This is a genomic window from Bacillota bacterium (genome assembly GCA_040754315.1).
Lineage (GTDB): Bacteria > Bacillota > Sulfobacillia > DUSP01 > JBFMCS01 > JBFMCS01.
The window spans coordinates 16,439-33,948 of the sequence record JBFMCS010000059.1; the positions used below are offsets into that span (position 1 = coordinate 16,439).

General features: G+C 54.4%; 18 protein-coding genes and 2 pseudogenes. 2 read left to right on the forward strand and 18 right to left on the reverse strand.

Translation table 11 applies throughout. From position 1 onward, the window contains the following. Positions 1–112: 112 nt before the first annotated feature. The 7 genes and pseudogenes from AB1576_13280 to AB1576_13310 form a co-directional block, all read right to left on the reverse strand. Positions 113–559 carry a hypothetical protein gene (locus tag AB1576_13280; GenBank protein MEW6082707.1) on the reverse strand — a complete coding sequence of 149 codons (447 nt, stop codon included), beginning with the start codon at positions 557–559 and terminating at the stop codon, positions 113–115. Positions 560–706: 147 nt separating this feature from the next. Further along, positions 707–826, reverse strand: a pseudogene (locus AB1576_13285) (4Fe-4S binding protein). Beyond that, positions 826–1,317, reverse strand: a complete 492-nt coding sequence (locus AB1576_13290; GenBank protein ID MEW6082708.1) for a hypothetical protein — start codon at positions 1,315–1,317, stop codon at positions 826–828. Before AB1576_13290 ends, AB1576_13285 begins: the two are co-directional and overlap by 1 nt. 148 nt (positions 1,318–1,465) lie before the next feature. Continuing rightward, positions 1,466–2,959 carry a tripartite tricarboxylate transporter permease gene (locus AB1576_13295; GenBank protein ID MEW6082709.1) on the reverse strand — a complete coding sequence of 498 codons (1,494 nt, stop codon included), beginning with the start codon at positions 2,957–2,959 and terminating at the stop codon, positions 1,466–1,468. Between the two features lie 28 nt (positions 2,960–2,987). Continuing rightward, on the reverse strand, positions 2,988–3,485 hold the full coding sequence (locus AB1576_13300; GenBank protein MEW6082710.1) for a tripartite tricarboxylate transporter TctB family protein: 498 nt from the start codon (positions 3,483–3,485) through the stop codon (positions 2,988–2,990). A 67-nt stretch (positions 3,486–3,552) separates the two neighbouring features. Next, positions 3,553–4,560: a tripartite tricarboxylate transporter substrate binding protein gene (locus AB1576_13305; GenBank protein MEW6082711.1), complete on the reverse strand. Its 1,008-nt coding sequence runs from the start codon at positions 4,558–4,560 to the stop codon at positions 3,553–3,555. A 511-nt stretch (positions 4,561–5,071) separates the two neighbouring features. Next, a complete protein-coding gene (locus AB1576_13310) occupies positions 5,072–5,431 on the reverse strand; it encodes a hypothetical protein (GenBank protein MEW6082712.1) in 360 nt (119 codons plus the stop codon). A 285-nt stretch (positions 5,432–5,716) separates the two neighbouring features. On the opposite strand from AB1576_13310, the gene AB1576_13315 reads away from it, so the two are divergent. Then, positions 5,717–6,436 (forward strand): FadR/GntR family transcriptional regulator, encoded by a 720-nt coding sequence (locus AB1576_13315; GenBank protein MEW6082713.1) that lies wholly within the window; start codon positions 5,717–5,719, stop codon positions 6,434–6,436. Positions 6,437–6,452: 16 nt separating this feature from the next. Here the strand turns inward: AB1576_13315 and AB1576_13320 are convergent. Then, a pseudogene (locus tag AB1576_13320) lies at positions 6,453–6,689 on the reverse strand (hypothetical protein). Between the two features lie 202 nt (positions 6,690–6,891). Next, positions 6,892–7,299: an ATP-binding protein gene (locus tag AB1576_13325; GenBank protein ID MEW6082714.1), complete on the reverse strand. Its 408-nt coding sequence runs from the start codon at positions 7,297–7,299 to the stop codon at positions 6,892–6,894. Between AB1576_13325 and AB1576_13330 the strand changes: the two genes are divergently transcribed. Next, positions 7,280–7,762, forward strand: coding sequence for an ATP-binding protein (locus AB1576_13330; GenBank protein MEW6082715.1), 483 nt, complete (start codon positions 7,280–7,282; stop codon positions 7,760–7,762). The two genes, AB1576_13325 and AB1576_13330, sit on opposite strands and share 20 nt — an antisense overlap. Positions 7,763–8,083: 321 nt before the next feature. Here AB1576_13330 and AB1576_13335 read toward each other — a convergent pair whose 3' ends face one another. The 9 genes from AB1576_13335 to AB1576_13375 form a co-directional block, all read right to left on the reverse strand. Next, entirely contained in the window at positions 8,084–9,052 is a 969-nt protein-coding gene (locus AB1576_13335) for a hypothetical protein (GenBank protein ID MEW6082716.1), read from the reverse strand. Positions 9,053–9,079: 27 nt separating this feature from the next. Further along, entirely contained in the window at positions 9,080–10,354 is a 1,275-nt protein-coding gene (locus tag AB1576_13340) for a TRAP transporter large permease (GenBank protein ID MEW6082717.1), read from the reverse strand. Then, positions 10,354–10,851 carry a TRAP transporter small permease gene (locus AB1576_13345; protein ID MEW6082718.1) on the reverse strand — a complete coding sequence of 166 codons (498 nt, stop codon included), beginning with the start codon at positions 10,849–10,851 and terminating at the stop codon, positions 10,354–10,356. Before AB1576_13345 ends, AB1576_13340 begins: the two co-directional genes overlap by 1 nt. Positions 10,852–10,980: 129 nt before the next feature. After that, on the reverse strand, positions 10,981–12,045 hold the full coding sequence (locus tag AB1576_13350) for a TRAP transporter substrate-binding protein (GenBank protein ID MEW6082719.1): 1,065 nt from the start codon (positions 12,043–12,045) through the stop codon (positions 10,981–10,983). A 34-nt stretch (positions 12,046–12,079) separates the two neighbouring features. Further along, positions 12,080–12,781: a 4Fe-4S binding protein gene (locus AB1576_13355; protein MEW6082720.1), complete on the reverse strand. Its 702-nt coding sequence runs from the start codon at positions 12,779–12,781 to the stop codon at positions 12,080–12,082. Further along, on the reverse strand, positions 12,772–13,422 hold the full coding sequence (locus AB1576_13360; protein MEW6082721.1) for a hypothetical protein: 651 nt from the start codon (positions 13,420–13,422) through the stop codon (positions 12,772–12,774). Before AB1576_13360 ends, AB1576_13355 begins: the two co-directional genes overlap by 10 nt. Positions 13,423–13,432: 10 nt before the next feature. After that, complete coding sequence (locus tag AB1576_13365; protein MEW6082722.1) at positions 13,433–14,368, reverse strand: hypothetical protein; 936 nt, start codon at positions 14,366–14,368, stop codon at positions 13,433–13,435. Positions 14,369–14,373: 5 nt separating this feature from the next. After that, complete coding sequence (gene speB, locus AB1576_13370) at positions 14,374–15,309, reverse strand: agmatinase (protein MEW6082723.1); 936 nt, start codon at positions 15,307–15,309, stop codon at positions 14,374–14,376. A 271-nt stretch (positions 15,310–15,580) separates the two neighbouring features. After that, positions 15,581–17,347: a sigma 54-interacting transcriptional regulator gene (locus AB1576_13375; GenBank protein ID MEW6082724.1), complete on the reverse strand. Its 1,767-nt coding sequence runs from the start codon at positions 17,345–17,347 to the stop codon at positions 15,581–15,583. Positions 17,348–17,510: the final 163 nt, after the last annotated feature.

Consider the following 17,510-nt stretch of genomic DNA (forward strand, 5'->3'; position numbering starts at 1 on the left):
GAACCGCGAGGCGCTCCAGCTTTCACAAGAGGCCTTCCCCACTCATTAGCCCACGTAGGCGTAACCCATAGCGTTCACGGGGGCTTCTTGGATTGGCAAAGAGCCATTTCGGTCAGCTCCCCCGCCGGCCCAGGCCAACATTCAACTTGGCGCTAGGCTGCACAGGAAACCCTTCTTCCTCGGCAATCCGTAGAGCGGGAATGGACCCGTCCTCTTTAAGGCGGGAGATAAGCCCTACGCTGAACACTGTCCTGGTCTCTGTGGCTAGGCCTTTTAGCAGACTCAGGACGCCCGACAGTTTCTCCACCGGCACTTTAATCTCTATGACAGCGGATAGCACTCTTTCGTCCAAGACCTCCTTCTGGATAGCACCTGTTGTCCGGTCTTCGAGGAGGAAAGTCACTGGGTTGTCATCACTGAAGAACACTTCTGCATTTGCCAATCGCCTGGTGAAGAGGTCTATATCTCGCATTGAGGCTCCAAGCCCAGGACGGCCAATGTCGATCCCGATACCCACCTCTCCGTGGGAAAATCGCCCTGTGACATCGTTGCTCTTCATCTCCTCAGTTCCCCGCCCCGATACCCCTGTTCTCTCAAACTCCGAGCACACATCGCTAAACAGATTCCTGAGCGACCGAGGCCAGGGAAGGTGGGCTTCGGGCAAAATGGCTCCTGGTTTGCAGCAAGCTGACCTGAAACAGTTATTGCATTCCACGCATAGATCGGCAGTGACCACAGCTTTCTTGTCAACCATGCGTATAGCCTGTACTGGGCAAAACACAAGGCATTGCTTGCACCCCGTGCACTGATCTTGGTCTATGAACATTACTCTTCACGCTCCTTTCCGCCAATGTACCGCGATAGGATGTCGGCCGCGCGGTGAGGATTGAAAACGCCGCAGGTGCAGGTCCTGGCTAGGTCTCGCCCTGCTTCCTCCAAGGACAGTCTTCCGCGCGCAACCTTCTTGGCCAACTCGTGGATTCTCATGGGTGTAACCAGGGCATGCCCGCACATAGTTGCTATGTCCAAGACGGCAGGCTCGGGCAGATCCGCTGTCCTGCCGAATATACCTAGCGAGACGTTGATCGTGTGCGGTTTAAGCCCAACAGATTTTGCCACCTCCAGCGTTGTGCGGTAATCGCCGCTGACCACTACGGACATCCCTTGATCGGCTTCCGACAGGTCGCGAAGCACCCTTTCCAATGTCTCGGTATCCGTGAACACAGCCGCCGGATAGGAGCTGTCCCGTATCTCTGCTTCTAGCTCATCCGCCGTCTTGCCCATGTAGACGCTATCAAAGCCATTTGATAGATTCACAGGACAATGCCGCCGTAGGATCGAGAAGATTTGCCTCAAGCGACAAGCAGCTCCTTCGCTGTTGAATCTCTGGGCTGCCAAGGCAAAAACTACGTAGTCCCCGGCAAGAGATGTGAACGAGCAGGATCGATGGAGGCTGTGGGTCATCCTAAACCGCTCCCTTTCGTCTTTTTGTGGTACAGCCGGCAATAGAAGGCCACAAGAACGACAGTACTGCCAGTAAAAGCAATACGAACGTGATGGGCCTTGTTACTATCGCGAGTACGTCACCGCCTGCAATGATGAACGCCCTTCGGAAAGACGCTTCGGCAATAGGACCGAGTACATACCCAAGGATGACAGGTGCTGTAGGAAATCCTGTCCTGCCCATCAGATAACCGATAATCGCAAAGCTAATTACGAACCAGATGCCGTATATGTCGCCAAGGGCGTAGGAGCCAACGATGCAGAAAGAAGCTATGACGGTGGCGAGGAAGGGGTAGGGAATACTGAGAATCTTGGCCGCGTACCGGCAGGCAACAAGGCCCACGACAACCATCATGATGTTGCTCAGCAGCATACCACCAAAAAGTGCATAGACGAGCGGCCGATGTTCCACCATGAGGAGAGGGCCCAAGCGGAGGCCATGGATGAGAAAAGCACCAACCATGACAGCCGTTGTGCCGCTTCCAGGTATGCCAAGGCTCAGCAACGGGATCATCGCGCCACCGACTGCAGCGTTGTTTGCGCTTTCAGGAGCTGCAATACCTTCCGCAATCCCGGTGCCAAACCTTTCTGGATGTTTGGAAAGCCTCACTTCTTGGCTGTATCCAATTATAGCGGCGGTAGTCGCCCCAACACCAGGCAAGATCCCCACCCAGGTTCCTATTATGGCACCCCTCAGGAGAGTCCACCTTAGACTCAGCAGTTCTCTCAATCCTGGAAGTTCGGACCTAATCTTCTCAACTGCCGCCGTCTCACGACGGTCTTTGCGATAAGTGGTAATCTGGTTCAGGAGTTCCGTTGCAGCAAACAGCCCAATCATCGAAGAGATAAACGGGATGCCTCCAATCAGTGCCGTATTGCCAAAGGTAAAACGCAACGCACCAGAAATTGGATCCATGCCCACCGTAGATAGGAATAGCCCGAACAGCCCTGCCACCACCGCCTTGGTGGGCTGACTTGTTCCGACGGAAGGCATTACTGATAACCCGAGAACACATAGAGCGAAATACTCAGCCGGTCCGAAACGTAATGCAATGCCTGCCAGGATAGGCGCAAGGAGGATCATCACCATCACGCCGAATAGACCGCCAAAAGCCGAAGAACTAATGGCAATGCCAAGTGCCTTCCCAGCTTGTCCTTTCTTGGCCATTTCATATCCGTCAAGCGTAGTCATAACTGCTTCCGCAGAACCGGGTATGCGGAAAAGGACCGCGGTGATAGACCCGCCATACGTTCCCGCGCTGTACAGCGCCACTAGGAAGAGAAGCGCTTGAATAGGTGTCATTATGTATGTCATCGGTATAAGGAGCGCAACGCCCTCCATCGGGCCCACGCCGGGAATTGCACCAAATATGACGCCCACAATAGTGCCTACCATGATCATCGCAAGGTTTTCGATGTGGAGGTTAACAAACAAACCGGCGATCAAATCTTCCACACTGTATCACCCCATACAACAGTATCCTTCAATAGAAAAGGTGGCTGAATTCACGAAATATGCCTGTCCCCCTTGGGAGAGGGAGGGCCATTACTCTGACGAAAAGGATAAACAGCACAGAAGTCAAAACGAAAGGCACAACTAGGTTGCGCCACGAAACTTGCCTCTCCAAAATGTAGAGGAATACGGCTTGAAAGATGAGGCTTGAAATAATAAAGCCTAAATGCTTCATGAGGATTCCGTAGGCCACTAGGCTCAACAAGGCTGGGACCACCCTAGCTCTTATGTTGGCCATCTCCAGAGATTGCTTGCCGCTAGGCGTTTCTGTGTCCCTTGCATTGTCACGCTTTCTAAGGCAGCCTATGATGTGAAACATGGTTAGCCCGACCAGCAACAGCAGGACCATACGAGGCCAGAAGGCACCGCCCAAAGCTTCATGAGCAAAACCCTTGATGTGTTCGGTAAGATAAAGGAAGAAACACCCAAGAGCAAGTATGACGACATTGGCCAAGATCTCACTCTTCACTCGAAAACCCCCCTACAGACGAAAGCCGACGGATCAGGACTGATCGCGTCGGCTTCACTGCTCATTGTCAATCTATGTACCCCAGTTCCTTCATAACATCTTCGTATATTTTCGTTTCTCTTGCTAGATCCGCTGCAAAATCCTTGGAACCCAGGTATCCAGGAACCAAGTCGAGCAATCTGTCGCGGGCGAACAACTTGTACATCTGCGAATCGAGCGCCTCCGTATATAATCTCTCAAGGTACTCGACGATGTGTTCGGGCGTTCCTTTCTTAACAGATAGGGCTCTCCAAAGAAGTGGTGTTTGCTCCCAATTGAAGTCGCCTAGGCTAACGGTATCGGGAAAACGTTCCAGTCTTTCTGTCTTAAACGTGAAGATCGGCTGAATACCTCCATCGTCAATAAGAGGGAGCACAACGCTGTACTCTTCATACATGGCATCTATGTGTCCGCCCAAAAGGGCTGCATGCATCTCACCAGCGGCTTCGTACGGTACATATTTGAATTTGAAGCCAGCCCACTCGGCTACCATTGCGGCGGACAATTCGTCAGACGACGCAGCTCCGCAACCCCCAATGGTGAGAGGGCGTTTTTTTCCCTCAGCAACAAAACTCTCCCACGTGTCAAAGGTCCCGGGTAGTACATGCAGGGCAGCAACGTCAACATGCGCGCGTATTATCGGGGTCAAGTCTTCGTGAGTGTACGGGCTGACGTCAACCAACGGGTTACTTAACACTTCGGTGCTGTGGGCGTAAAGCGTGTATCCGTCAGCCGGCTGCTCCATGACATAGGCCGTGGCCTTGGCCCCGCTAGCTCCAGGCATGTTGATCTCGACCAGCGGCACACCCATTTCTCTTCGTACGTACATGTCAACGGTGCGCGTAAAGATATCAGTACCTCCCCCTGCCCCCCATCCAATTATGATTTCTACCGTTCGGGAAGGATACTCCTCCTCCCCTACAGCCTCTGGCTCAGGCTCTGGCTCCACGGCTTGCTGAGCTGCACATCCCATTGCGGCAATCACGATAACCATCCCTATCGGCACAATTCTCACTAGAGATGAATTGATGCGCACTTCTACTTCTCCCTCCTTGAGTAGATTAGCCGGATAGTTGATTGAAGCTCCTTCTTATGTAGATCACCAGCTTCCTCTAGAGGCTTTCTAAGCCCAAATACGACTGTTGGCACTATTCGGTGAACTTCCTCTACTGTCGCACAATCTTTTTCTGCGCCCAAGCATACGATCACCCGCATTCCGCACTCCTTGCCAAAGACGAACCGCTATTCAACCGGACCGCAATTGCTAACCCCCCATTTTCCGCACCCTTCCCCCATAGGAGAGCCCACTTCACCGCGAATGAGAGAGGGCTCAGGGCAGCATCCAGTTAAAGGTAAGGATGCCAAATAGTTCACTTGCCCGTTACCCTGTTTCCCCTCTTTCCCGAAACCACGCTTCTTTCCAGATTCCCGGATTGCCAAGTGCTCCGGTTTCCTCCCAGATAGTGCTTCCTTAACCTAGCGAGCTGCCCTTATCTCCAGCTCCTGGTCCGCCGCCTCCGATCGCCACGCCGTGTGCGGGGTTACGATCACATTGTCGAGAACGACACGAACATCATCCGAGATTTCGCCCCTTGCTGCAGATTCAACATCAATGTTATCTGTACCCAGCCGTACTGCACGACCATTAGCAGGTTGCTAGCTTTGAGCAATATCTCGGAATCGACCCTTCTGCAATCAACCATGAGGACATGTGCCTTAGGGTTAGGAAGGTGAGAGCAAAACGCCTCGCTATCCCACGATAAGGCCTTGAAACGGGCCACTTCACATATCGCTGCTTCCTGCAGGTGGACGTACGGCATGTGCGGTTCTGTGCAGACTACCAGGTACTCGCTCACAATGTCACTCCTTGCTGGGCCAAGGGATTCAGTGACCACATAGACAGTCACGCGTTTGGCCACCTAACAGCGCGAAATACAGCTCTCACGTCTCATTAGTGTTCCGAGGTCAACCGCGGTCTGCACCGGTTTCTAAGTCGCTATTCTATATTTTACGGCTATTTCCTTCTATCTCAACATTTCACTTCTTGTTTTTCTTACTCTAGGGATGCTCAATTTTCTCTCTTGCATAGCGCGTGGGCAGGAGAATTGAAATCCATCTAGAAATGTCACCCTAGTGAACCGAGGTATAACAATATAAACCGAGATCAACCGGGGGCCTGCAGTGTGAGAGATATGGATACCAGGTGGGTACGCGATGTTAACCAAAAGCCCTACATGATCGTTGTGGAGAGAATTCAGACGATGATTTCGAAAGGGGTTGTAAAGCCGGGGCATTGCTTACTCTCGGAGCGTATGCTGGTAGAGAAATTAAATGTGAGCAGAAATTCGGTTAGAGAAGCTTTGAAGGCCTTGGAATGCATGGGCTTGGTCAATATAGTCCCCGGGCAAGGTGCATTTGTTAAAAAGCCAGACTCTGATGATTTAAAGATATTGGCAACTATAATGATGATGCAGGAGAAAAACCTGAAAGAAGTCCTTGAGGTACGAAGGATTATTGAAATGGGAGCAATAGAGCTTGTTTGCAGGGAACGAAGCATGGGAGACTTGGAGGAAATGCGAGAGACTCTCTCTCAGATGGAGAGTGCTACTTCTCTAGAGAAACGATGCGAAGCGGATGTTGAATTTCACGTCGCAATAGTCAGGTCTACGCATAATGCTCTCTTGTTAAGAATGATGGTGAATTTGGCAGAGGTGCTCAAGGACCAAATGCCGGTTATCTTAAAGAGCATAGCGGTTTCGTCCGAGAACGTAGTTCGCCTACTCCAAGAGCATCGCCGGATTTATGCCGCAATTGAAGCCGGGCGAGAAGACGTCGCGAGGGAAGAAATTGCGTGCCATCTCCGTGAACTTGAGAATATGGTAGGTGCACGACAATTTTATGATTATGAGTAAATATGGCAATTCCACTTTAGAGAACCTGCCGGAGGCTATTCGGCCGATAGCGAGCCCAGAATTCGTCAAATCTGCCGCTGAGCAGACAGCAGCGCAAGGCGATGATGGCGTTGGCGCCATTGACGCTCCAGAACATGCCTGAGCGTTTGAGCCGTTGGGCAATGACCACCCTGCAACCGGCCTCGACCACCCCAGAGCCAACGCACAGGCCAAGAGAACGGAAATAATCGTATTGCATGCGGCGCCGGTTATTGGTGTGCATATTCCATCGGAATCGACCACTGATTCCGGTCTCAGTCGACCACGTATTCCATTTTGAGTCGACCAGTAATTCCGGGAAAACCGACCACTGAGAGAATTTCCATTTGGCCAGCTCGGAGCGAAGCGACGAAGGAAAAGGAAAAGGATGACGCATCTCGCGTCATCCTGTAGGAGTCAAATTGAAAAGAGAATCGTTAGGTAGCGGCAGTGAACTTGTTGGAAGTCACCTTTCTGATGGACTCACCTTTCAGTGATATCCTGTATGAGTTGTGGATGATGCGGTCCATGACGGCATCGGCCAGGGTGGGATCCGGCAGAGTTTCATGCCAGTTTTCGAATGGCAACTGGCTGGCGATGATCAAAGATCCCCTGCCACTGCGTTCTTCGATGACGTCTAGAAGATCGTGCCCCTGAGAATCCTTGAAGGGAACAAGGCCCCAGTCGTCCATGACCAGCAGATCATAATTGGACATCTGGTGGATCAGGCGTGAATAGGAGCCATCACCCCTGGCGGCGGTCATTTCTGCAAGCAGGTTGGAGACGCGGTAGTACCGGGCGCTGAGCCCGTGCCGGCAGGCGGCATTGGCGAGGGCACAAGACAAATATGTTTTTCCCTTATGGAAAGCTTTTCATAACGGCAAAACCTTCCTGGCCTGCGCCATTGGAAACGCAGCCTGCCGCCAGGGCTTCCGCACCCGCTACTACCGTCTCCCGCGGTTGCTTGAGGACCTCGAACTGGCCAGGGCTGATGGCTCCTTCCCCAGATTCATCGACCATCTGGCCAGGCTGGAACTACTCATTCTCGATGACCTGGGCCTGGCTCCCCTGACCGGGGCCGAAGCCCGGTTATTGCTTGAAGTGGTCGATGAACGCAGTATGCTGCGTTCCACTCTCATATCAAGCCAGCTCCCCGTGGAGAAATGGCATGCGACCCTCGCCGACCCTACTGTCGCTGATGCTATTCTGGACCGCCTGGTCCATTCCAGCTACAAGATCGCTTTGAAGGGGGAGTCGATGAGAAAGGTGATTCCCGAACAGGCGTCAAATAAATCAAAGGATAGATGAGAGCAAAACCCCGGCATCGCTTCGCTCCGGAAAGGGTGGTCGCTTTGCGGCAGAATGGCTGGACGATTTCCTTCGGAACTACTGGCCGATTTCAATCGGAACAGGTGGACGATTTGGATCGGAATCGGTGGTCGATTTCATCGGAATACGCAGGAAGAAATTGCAAAGAGCGAGATCGAATCTCATCTTGGTGAAATTGAGAGGTTCCTTACGGAGGGGTAGAGCGATACTCAAGGAACCAACGCAGGCATAGCCGGGACGCCGGTGACCCTGACCGGCCCCCTGGGGTTGTTGACTACGGTTTGGTCGCATTCCGGCACGTCAGTATCGGACGATAACTTGTCCGTCCGCTAATATGAGATCACCGTCCAGTTCAATGCTGGCTTCGCCGAACAGGACGTCATAGTGACCGGCTGCTTCTACGACACCCCCTATGTACGCACTGGTTCCGAAGGCAATATGGACCGTGCCAGCAACGCCTTCGTCAGTCAGCATACTACCCTCGAGCTCGCATTTTGGATTCATTCCGATGCCGAGTTCCGCAATATGGTAGATGTTGGGATCTCCGGTCCTGCGAAGGAGTTCCGCAAATTCCGTTGCTTTGGGACCTCCACTCATGGAAGTGACACGCCCGCTGGATACTTCGATCGTAAACGGTTCGTCAATCAAGCCGATTCCAGGAATACTTGCATCAACTATAATCCTTCCGTTTGCAGAGGTCTCTATCGGGGCTATGCTCGCTTCAATGCATGGCCCAGCCGAGATTTCCTTTTCGGTGGGGAACCCCGTGAGAGCCCGACCCGTCCTGCCCTCCAGGCTCATGGTTATGTCTGTTCCTAAAGGCGTGCTCACTCTCGCAGTACCAGCCTTAGTAAGCCTGTCTGCCAGATATTCAACCTTGGGGGCTATGGCCTCGAAGTCTGCTTCAAGGCTGGGACTCATGAGAAGTTCCAGGGTTGCTTCCGGAAGTACAATGAAACGCGTGCCCGAGGCTTGTGCTTTAAATCTGGCCGAAGTATGGGCTATATTGGTTTTCATGGGGGCAACAACAAGGTCAGCTTGTTTGAACAATGCTGATACGCAATCCGGCAACTCTTCGCCATGCAATGTTCTCGGCGGAATTACCCCCAGCAATACGTTCTTCGTCAACTGAAACGCTGCGGCAACCAAAGGCTCAGCAACGTCTAGGGTCGAGAAATCAGCCAGGACCACAACTCTTGTTTCTTCAGATACCCTGCCCAGGAGCCCTACTAATCGGAAAGCCCCTCTGTTTACCAGTGCCCCTCGCACGACCAACCCCCCGTTCTCAGATTCGCGTTACCTAATAAGTAAGTTGGGAAGCCACAAAACAAGCCCGGGGAAGTACGCAATTGTCAGGACCGCCAGGATTAATGCGGCTATGAAAGGCAAGGCTTCCCTGGTAAAGGCAACCACATTGATTCTGGCTATCGCAGTCACAATATACATGCATAGCCCGACAGGTGGAGTAATCAGGCCTATCATGATCGTTAACACAGTGACTACGCCCAAGTGTATCGGGTCCATCCCCAGAGCAGTTGCTAGCGGCAGTACCACTGGTACAACGATGATTATTGAGGCTATTGTCTCAACAAAGAGCCCCATCACAAAGAGTGCCCCAATGATGAAAGCCCTCAAGATAACAGGGTTTGTTGACAAGCCTGTCAAGAGTCCCACGACCATTCTCCCGAACTGTTCCCTGACCAGTATCCAGCCAAAGATGGAGGCACTGGCGACGATGAACATAACGACTCCCGATATTACGGCAGCCCTCAGAAACACTTGAGGGAGATCCTTCGTAGTCAGTTCCTTGCGTACGAGGACTTCAAGGATCAACGCATACACCACGGCAATCACAGCAGCCTCAGTGGGTGTAAAAACCCCTCCCATTATCCCTCCCACTATGATCAGGGGAAGCATGAGTTCGAGGGCCGACTCTCGGAGAGCCGAAAAGAGTCTCGAAAGCGAGAACAGAGACCGGCGTCGATAGCCGCGCCTGAGGGATAACACGTGAACAACTAGCATCATATACAGAGCCATAACTAGACCTGGAATGGCGCCTCCCAAGAAGAGTTTACCGATAGAAATCTGCGCTATGGAACCGTATATGACGAAAGGCACACTTGGAGGAATTATGGGACCAAGCGTTGACGAAGCGGCTGTTACAGCTGCACTGAAGGGGGCATCGTATCCGTCCTCTTTCATGGCAGGTATTAGCATAGACCCCAAACCGGCAGCATCGGCCGTGGCTGAACCCGACATTCCGGCGAATATCATGCTTACAACTATGTTGACCTGCGCCAGTCCACCCGGCACGTGACCGATAAGGGCATCCGAAAGACGAACGAGCCGTTTTGTTATGCCACCGGTGCTCATGATTTGCCCTGCGAGCATGAACAAGGGAGCCGCTATTAACGAAAAAGAATCGGTGCCTGCTATCATTCTCTGGGCCAGTGAGACAACAGGAATACCCTCCACGGAAAGATAGATCATAGAGGTAATAGCAAGGGCAAAGGATACAGGTACACCCAGGAACAATAGAACGAACAGTCCCAGGACTACGACAGCTAACATTACGTCCGACCTTTCGTACGAGTCTTAGTGATACTCTGCACAACGGAGGCAACCAAGAAGAGTATCATGAGGCCCGCCGATACGGGCAATGAGAGATTGACATAGACTAGACTGATCCCGAGAGCCGGCGACAAGATATGGACTGACCTCGCCGCTGCACGTATGCTGATTGACACAAGAAAGCACAGAAAGACCGCGATGCCACCGTCTATGACTGCCATGCAAAAGCGGCGTCGTGGTTCGGAGAGAGAACCGAGAAACATGTCAATGACTATATGCTCACCTTTGTGGAAGGCGAGTGCAGCAGACAGAAAGCATACCCATATGAACGAGTAGCGAGCAAGTTCTTCCGTCCAAAAAGGTGGTGCCTGCAAGATGTATCTAAAGACCACTTGTACGAAAACCACACTTACAAGCGCCGCCATAATGATGACAAGCACGAATTCTACAGTATGGGCCAGCATGTCGCCTAATCTCTTCATGTTCCATCCCACCATCTTGAACTGTCCCACATGCCATCCTGCAACTTCCAGGCTATCCGACAACACGCTTGAGAGCGGAGACTGCCCTGCCCTAACCTCGGAATCGGACGACTGCGCCCGGGCCCCCTATCCGTTTCCGTAAGCTCAGCTTCCTGACTCCACGATACGCTCATATAAACCGGGCAACCACTTGTCAGCAAACTTGCTGGGCACATCTTTCACAGCTTCCTGGAAGGCCGAGATTTCGTCATGACCCAGTTCCACAACGTTCATTCCTGCCTCAGCCAGTTTGTTGATATAATCTCTTTCCTGCTCCTCAGTCAGTTGATCCCCATAAGTCAGAGCGTCTCTGGCCGCAGACGTTATTATGTTTCTGTCCTCTTCATCGATCTCTTTCCAAAACAGTTCGCTGATCAACAGCCACTGTACCTCCCGTACGTGTCCGGTCAGCATGAGATTGTCCTGGACCTCTTGGAAGCTGTTTCCATAAGTAACTTCCACCGGGTTCTCCTGTGCGTCTACGGTTCCCATTTGTAGCGCGGTATAGAGTTCTCCAAATGCCATAGGAACAGGGCTTGCGCCTAGAGCCCGCCATGCTTCCACTTGAACGGGGATCTCTCTTATCCTAATCTTCAATCCCTTTAGGTCCGCAGGTTGCCTTACTACTCTTGCCCCTTTAGTTGTCAAGTGTCTTGGCGCGCGATCCATGAAACCCAGCACTCTGATGCCTTTCCGGTCCAAGATCTTCTCAGTCAGTTCCTGTCCAACAGGGCCGGATACAACGCTGCGAAGGTGCTCCTGACTCGCAAACAGATACGGCATATCCAATGCCCCGTATTCGGGTGCTACTGCAGCAATCAAGGCTGACCCGGACAAACCCATCTGCACGGCGCCAGACTCCATCAACTCATACATTTGCCGTTCGCTGCCAAGTTCTCCGGTGTGGTACACCTCGACCTGAATACGACCGTTTGATTTAGCCTCAACCATCTCGGCAAAACGCTCCAAAGTTGCGGCTACTGGTGTCCCGGCCCCCATTTCGTGGTTGACATGGATCACGTGTTCCTTCTTTTCCGCAGGCAAAGCCTCCTCTCCTTCTTCCGGAGCCGTCTCTTGCGTGATTGCACATCCCGACAACAATACTCCAAGCACAAGCAAGAGTACTACAGCAAATCTGCCAGACCTCAACGTCTTTTCCCCCCTGAACATGGTCCCTTACCCCCTTTTCCTGATCTTTTCTGTGCTATCTCCCCATGCCTACGTTGGTCTTGCCATTGGGCGCCACCGACATCCCCGCGGACTCCAGGTGCCTCCTGGCGGGGATGTCCCCGTCAACAACCCTGGAGATGACCCCCACGCTGAACACGGTGTCTACCTCGCCCTCAACCGCCTTCAGCGCCTGCACCACCTCAACGACCTTCTCCACGGGTATGGTGAACTCAATGATCCCTGATACCACTCGCTCGTCCAGGACCTCCTTCATCAGGGCCCCCATACTCTTTGACTCCATGAGATAGCTGACTGGGTTCAAGGTCTCGAACTCCACCCCCAACAGCGCTATCGCCCTGGCCAAGGTGTCGATGTCCCGCAGGCGGCACCCAACGTTGGGGCGGCCCACGTCAACGCACACACCCACCCAACCTGGCTTGTACCTCTCAGTAACATCGTTTGTCTTCATTTCCTCGGTCCCACGCCCTGTGACCCCCGTGGCTTCGAACTCCGTGAGGGGATCCGAGAATATGCTCCTTATTGAACGAGGCCAAGGGAGTTCCGGAGGCACCACGAAGGCATCCTCCAAGCACACCCCCAACCTGGCACAAACCCCACATTCTGCACAAAGGTCCTGGTCAACCTTGGCGGTCTCACCCTCTAGCGATATCGCCCTCATGGGGCAATACTTGAGGCACTCGCCACATCCCACACAGGATCTCTCGTCTATGAGCACTCTCGGTTCCTCCCCACGCACTCCTGGCTGATTATGGATTCGGCGCGATCCGGGTTGAACATGGCACATGTGCAGGGCTTGGCTAGGTCACGAGCCGCCTCGCCAGCAGTCATCTTGCTCTTTCGGACCAGGTCCATCACGTGTTCCACGTGGTCGGGACATACCATAGAGTGACCACACATGGTGGTTATCTGAAGTACTGGCTCCCGCGGCAGGAGTTCTCTCTTCCCGAAGATCCCCAGGGACATGTTGATGGTGTGCGGCTCCAGACCAGCACTCCTTACCACCTCAAACACCTCCTGGAAGTCCCCGGTGACTACCACCGACATGCCGGTATCCAGTTCCTTCAGCTTCACGAGCACGGCCTTCACCTGATCCAGCGATGTGTATACACCCGCCATGTAGGCCTTGTCCCCTGCCTTTGCCCGGATTTCCTCCAGGGTGAGTCCTGTCAGGATCCCTCCCCGGTTATCGTCCCCGACATTGCATGGGGCCCCCGCGGCCAACACATCTAGCATGGCCACGAGTTTACCCGAGGCACCCTCGCTATTTCGCTTCTGGGCGGCCATGCAGAACACTATGTAATCCCCGGGCGCCTCTCCCGGACCCCTCTTTCGGTGGAGCGTGTGAGTCATCGACATGAACACCCCTTCAAGGCAGTTTCGGAATAGCCAGATCCTCGGCTCCGGGCTGGGACCACCGTATCTCCGAGTTCATTCCCTGCATTATCTCCAGCATTATGCTGGCGAAGCGAACCTTCTCCCTGACCCGGTGCTCGTTGAACGCCTGGGTGTTCCAGGGGTGATAGATGTACTCCTCTGACTCCCCCGGCTCGAACTTGAAGTAGCAGGGAGCGCATACCCTGGCCATCTCGTGCGCCTCATAGTAGCGAACGAACCCACCCATAGACTGGACAATGTGCACGTAAAGGTCCAGGGGCAGGCGCACTGACTGCCTGATGGCTGCTAGCATGGGAATACTCAGGTCCGCCAGGGGGTTGAAGCTGTTGGCCCCCAGTTCCTCGATGAGGCGAGCCCCAAAGGGATTGGCGTGTCCTGCGAAAACCGACACCTTGAAGATGGTATCCTGTGGGATAGAACCCTCCTCCCTCAGGCGCTTAAGGAGCCACATCATTCCCTCGTCAGCCACCAGGAACCCCCTGAAGCCTGCGTTCAGGCAACGCTCCATGTCCTTCAGGTAGTAGTAGGCGTTGTCCGCCCCCCTGATCCTCATCCCGGACACCAAGCCTTCACTCGTGGCGATCTGCCGGCCAGTGTCCCAGGATCTGCGAGGCCCTAGCGTCACGATGACCTCTACCCGGGCGCCTGACGCTGCCTGGGCAAGATCCCTCAACTCAGCCTTATCCAGGAACGTAGCACCACCCACTGTGGATATAACCCTGTGAACCGGTACGCCCCTGGCATCACTCTCCCGGGCCAGTGCTTCCATGGCCGATGCCCTCTCCACACCCGCGATTTCGATGCGGCACTGCCCCCCGTCGGGAAAAGCCAGGGGAGAACTGGGCAGATCGTAGCGGTCCCCTGTGGGGAGGCCCAACCTCGCCAGCGCCCTTGAGATTTCGTCCACCCGTGTCACCTCCCAGAGAAAATAGCTCCTAGAAACTCGATAACCAGGCTGGCAGCGCTCAAGGAGGTCACACCAGCCTGATCGAAAAAGGGGTTTACCTCTACCAGGTCAAAGCCGACTATCTCGGCCCTCTCGGCCAACCCCGCCAGGAGGGCTCGGAGCTCTTCGTAGGTGAGCCCATTCACCTCGGGTGTGCCGGTACCTGTAGCCAGCGCAGCGTCGAGCACGTCTATGTCTATGGTGACATAGGTCCGGTGCAGGGATGGGAGCATGTCCAGCGTCGCAGCTACTCCTTGTGTCTTAACCATGTGGCAGGGCACGAGTACCGCCCCCGAACCCGCGGCACGGGAGTAGTCCTCCTCGCTGGTCCTCAGGCCCCTGATCCCCACGGAGACGTGCCGGTCAATCCAGGATATCTCCGATATCCGCCGGACCACGCTCCCGTGCCCGTGGCCTTCCCCCGCCAGTACGTCCCTGTAGTCTAGGTGGGCATCCAGGTGAACCAGGGATACAGGCCTAAGAGATTCCAGGGCAGAGAACACCGGCCAGCTTATGGAGTGGTCACCCCCTAGCACCACGGGAAACACACCTCGCTGGATAAGGGTCTTCACACAGCGTGCCGCATTCTCGAAGGTAACCTGGTAGCTTACTGGCACTGCGTCAACATCCCCGCAGTCGACAACCCGGGCACCCTCCAGGAGCCGCCTCTGGTGCCTGGCGTCCCAGTATCCCAGGCCTGCCCCCAGAAATCCAAACCTTGTGGATATGTCCCTGATAGCCCGCGGGCCAAAGCGTGCCCCAGGGCGATATCCTGCGCTGGAATCGTAGGGAACACCCAGTATGGCTACATCGGCTTCCCAGTCGCCGTCAACCTCAACCGCGGGAACCTTGGCGAAGGAAGGGATTCCGAAGAATGTCACGGGCGTCCCGCTGCTATTCAAGTGGCCTTACTCCCCTTTCGTTTTCCGTTGAAACCCCGGCCAGATCTTCTTGCAGCAAGTTGCATGCCATGAGTTCTGGGCCACAGAGGCTGCATCACAGACCATGCGGATGCTGGGGTTGTTCTTTTCGAGACTGGCCGAGGGCAGAAAGGATGAAAGAAAGAGATTTGCAGTTTGCCAACAGTGATTTGAACGCGGTGGCTTCCCGTATGACCATAGCAGCAGCTTAGTACGTATTCGCACATCGCCAAGCACATTGGCGTTACGCCAACTACCCTTCCAGGCGCTTCAGCTTGCGGTACAGGGTGGACAGGTCAATGCCCAGGGCTTCAGCGGCCTTGCGTTTCCCTGCGAGGTCATTTCCGTAGGTATCGAGAGCCGCGACTATCATCCTGGCCTCCATTTGCCTGAGCGTCACCGGGCCCTGGCCTGGAAGCCTAGCCTTGCTCTCCTCTTGGATCAATCGAGAGGGCAGGCTAGCCCTGGACACCTTGGAGCCCGGCTCAACATTGACAGCATACTCGATGGTGTTCTCTAGCTCCCTCACGTTTCCGGGCCATGAGTGTTGCCGGAATATCCTCCATACCTCTTCCGATAATCCAGAGACATCCTTGCCGAAGACCGAGTTGTACTTCTGCAGGAGGTGATCAACCAGGAACTCCAGGTCGCCCCCGCGTTCCCGGAGAGGCGGGATCCGGATAGGCACCACAGCTATCCTGTAGTACAGGTCCTCCCGGAACTCTCCCCTTCTGACCATCTCTTCGAGGTCTTGGTTGGTGGCGGCCAGGATACGCAGATCTATGCGGGTACTCTCAGTGGCTCCGATCCTGGTTACCGCCTTCTCTTCCAGGACCCTGAGGAGCTTAGCCTGCAGGTGGAGCCTAAGGTCGCCGATCTCGTCCAGGAATATGGTGCCGCTGTTGGCCAGTTCGAACTTACCCGGTTTGCCCCGTCTCCTTGCCCCGGTAAAAGCACCCTCCTCGTATCCAAAGAGCTCGCTCTCCATCAGGCTCTCAGGGATTGCAGCGCAGTTCACGGCTATGAAGGGGCCGTCCCGGAATTCGCTCTCGCTGTGAATGGCCCTGGCGAAAAGGTCTTTCCCTGTCCCGCTCTCTCCCTTGAGCAGTACTGTCGAATCACTCCTGGCAAACCTGCGAGCTAGCGAGATTGCGTCCTGCAGGGCCTTGCTCACCCCGACCAGGTCGGAAAAACGCACTCTTCGCTGAGGGCTGGTCATCCTGTGGACCAGGTTACGTACCTCACTGATATCCTTGAAGGTGATGACTGCCCCCAGGGCCGAACCTGACAGGAATAGGGGCTCAGCCGTTGTGAGTATGCGCAGGCGCTTCCCTCTTACCTCGCAAAGGATTTCCCGCTCGGAGTACCCCTTACGGCTCTCTATCACCCTGAGTATGTTGCTGTCCGGCATGATTTTACCCAGACCGGCGCCAACTACTTCACCGGCACGGATGCCCAGTATCCTCTCGGCTGAGCGGCTGAACTCGACAACGGTCCCCTGGGCATCAACGGCGATTATCCCTTCGTGAACGGAGTTTATGATTGCCCTTACCTGGTTCATCAGGAAGTGGGATCTGTCAAGGAGCCTCTGTACTGCTATCTTGCCGGAGATCAGTTCTGCCATCTTTGAGAGGAAATCCGCATGTGAAGACTTCTTCCTCAGCAGTGCGTCCCTCTGGGTGTCTGTGAAAGCCGTTATGCTGATGGTTCCCACAGCCTTGTCTTCATAGGCAATAGGACAGTTGAGTGAGGCCTTTTCGGGGCAATTGCCCCACAGTTCGCAGGGCCTGCAGAGGGGGTGGTGGCCCGGAGTCTCATTAATCACAGGCTTCATGGCCCTCATGGTTTCCCTCACTATGTGACCCCTCACCGGTCTCCCCTTGGGATTGTGGCCTGTGCCGCCCGTGGCAGCGACAACCTTCAGGTCCTCATCATATATGATAATCTCCAGGTCAATGACGGAAGCCATGGCCTCGGCCACGCGTTCAACGTCCGGCTGGATGCAGTCGAGAATGGACAATGAGGACTCCTCCCCTCACCCGTTACCAGGACTGCGCCCCGGCGCTTGGTACTTCTCCCTCTGCCTGAGGGAAACCTGCTAGAACCTGCCTAGAGCAGCAAGGGGGCCTCCCCTCCCTAGGCAAAATCTCGCCGAACAGCCATGAGCGTACCAGTCTACCTAG

Bases quoted from the DNA above. Each gene is read 5' to 3' on its own strand.
- AB1576_13345 (MEW6082718.1), bottom strand. From the start codon at position 10,851: ATGGTGGGATGGAACATGAAGAGATTAGGCGACATGCTGGCCCATACT.
- AB1576_13340 (MEW6082717.1), bottom strand. From the start codon at position 10,354: ATGTTAGCTGTCGTAGTCCTGGGACTGTTCGTTCTATTGTTCCTGGGT.
- AB1576_13350 (MEW6082719.1), bottom strand. From the start codon at position 12,045: ATGTTCAGGGGGGAAAAGACGTTGAGGTCTGGCAGATTTGCTGTAGTA.
- AB1576_13315 (MEW6082713.1), top strand. From the start codon at position 5,717: ATGGATACCAGGTGGGTACGCGATGTTAACCAAAAGCCCTACATGATC.
- AB1576_13280 (MEW6082707.1), bottom strand. From the start codon at position 559: ATGAAGAGCAACGATGTCACAGGGCGATTTTCCCACGGAGAGGTGGGT.
- AB1576_13360 (MEW6082721.1), bottom strand. From the start codon at position 13,422: ATGTCGATGACTCACACGCTCCACCGAAAGAGGGGTCCGGGAGAGGCG.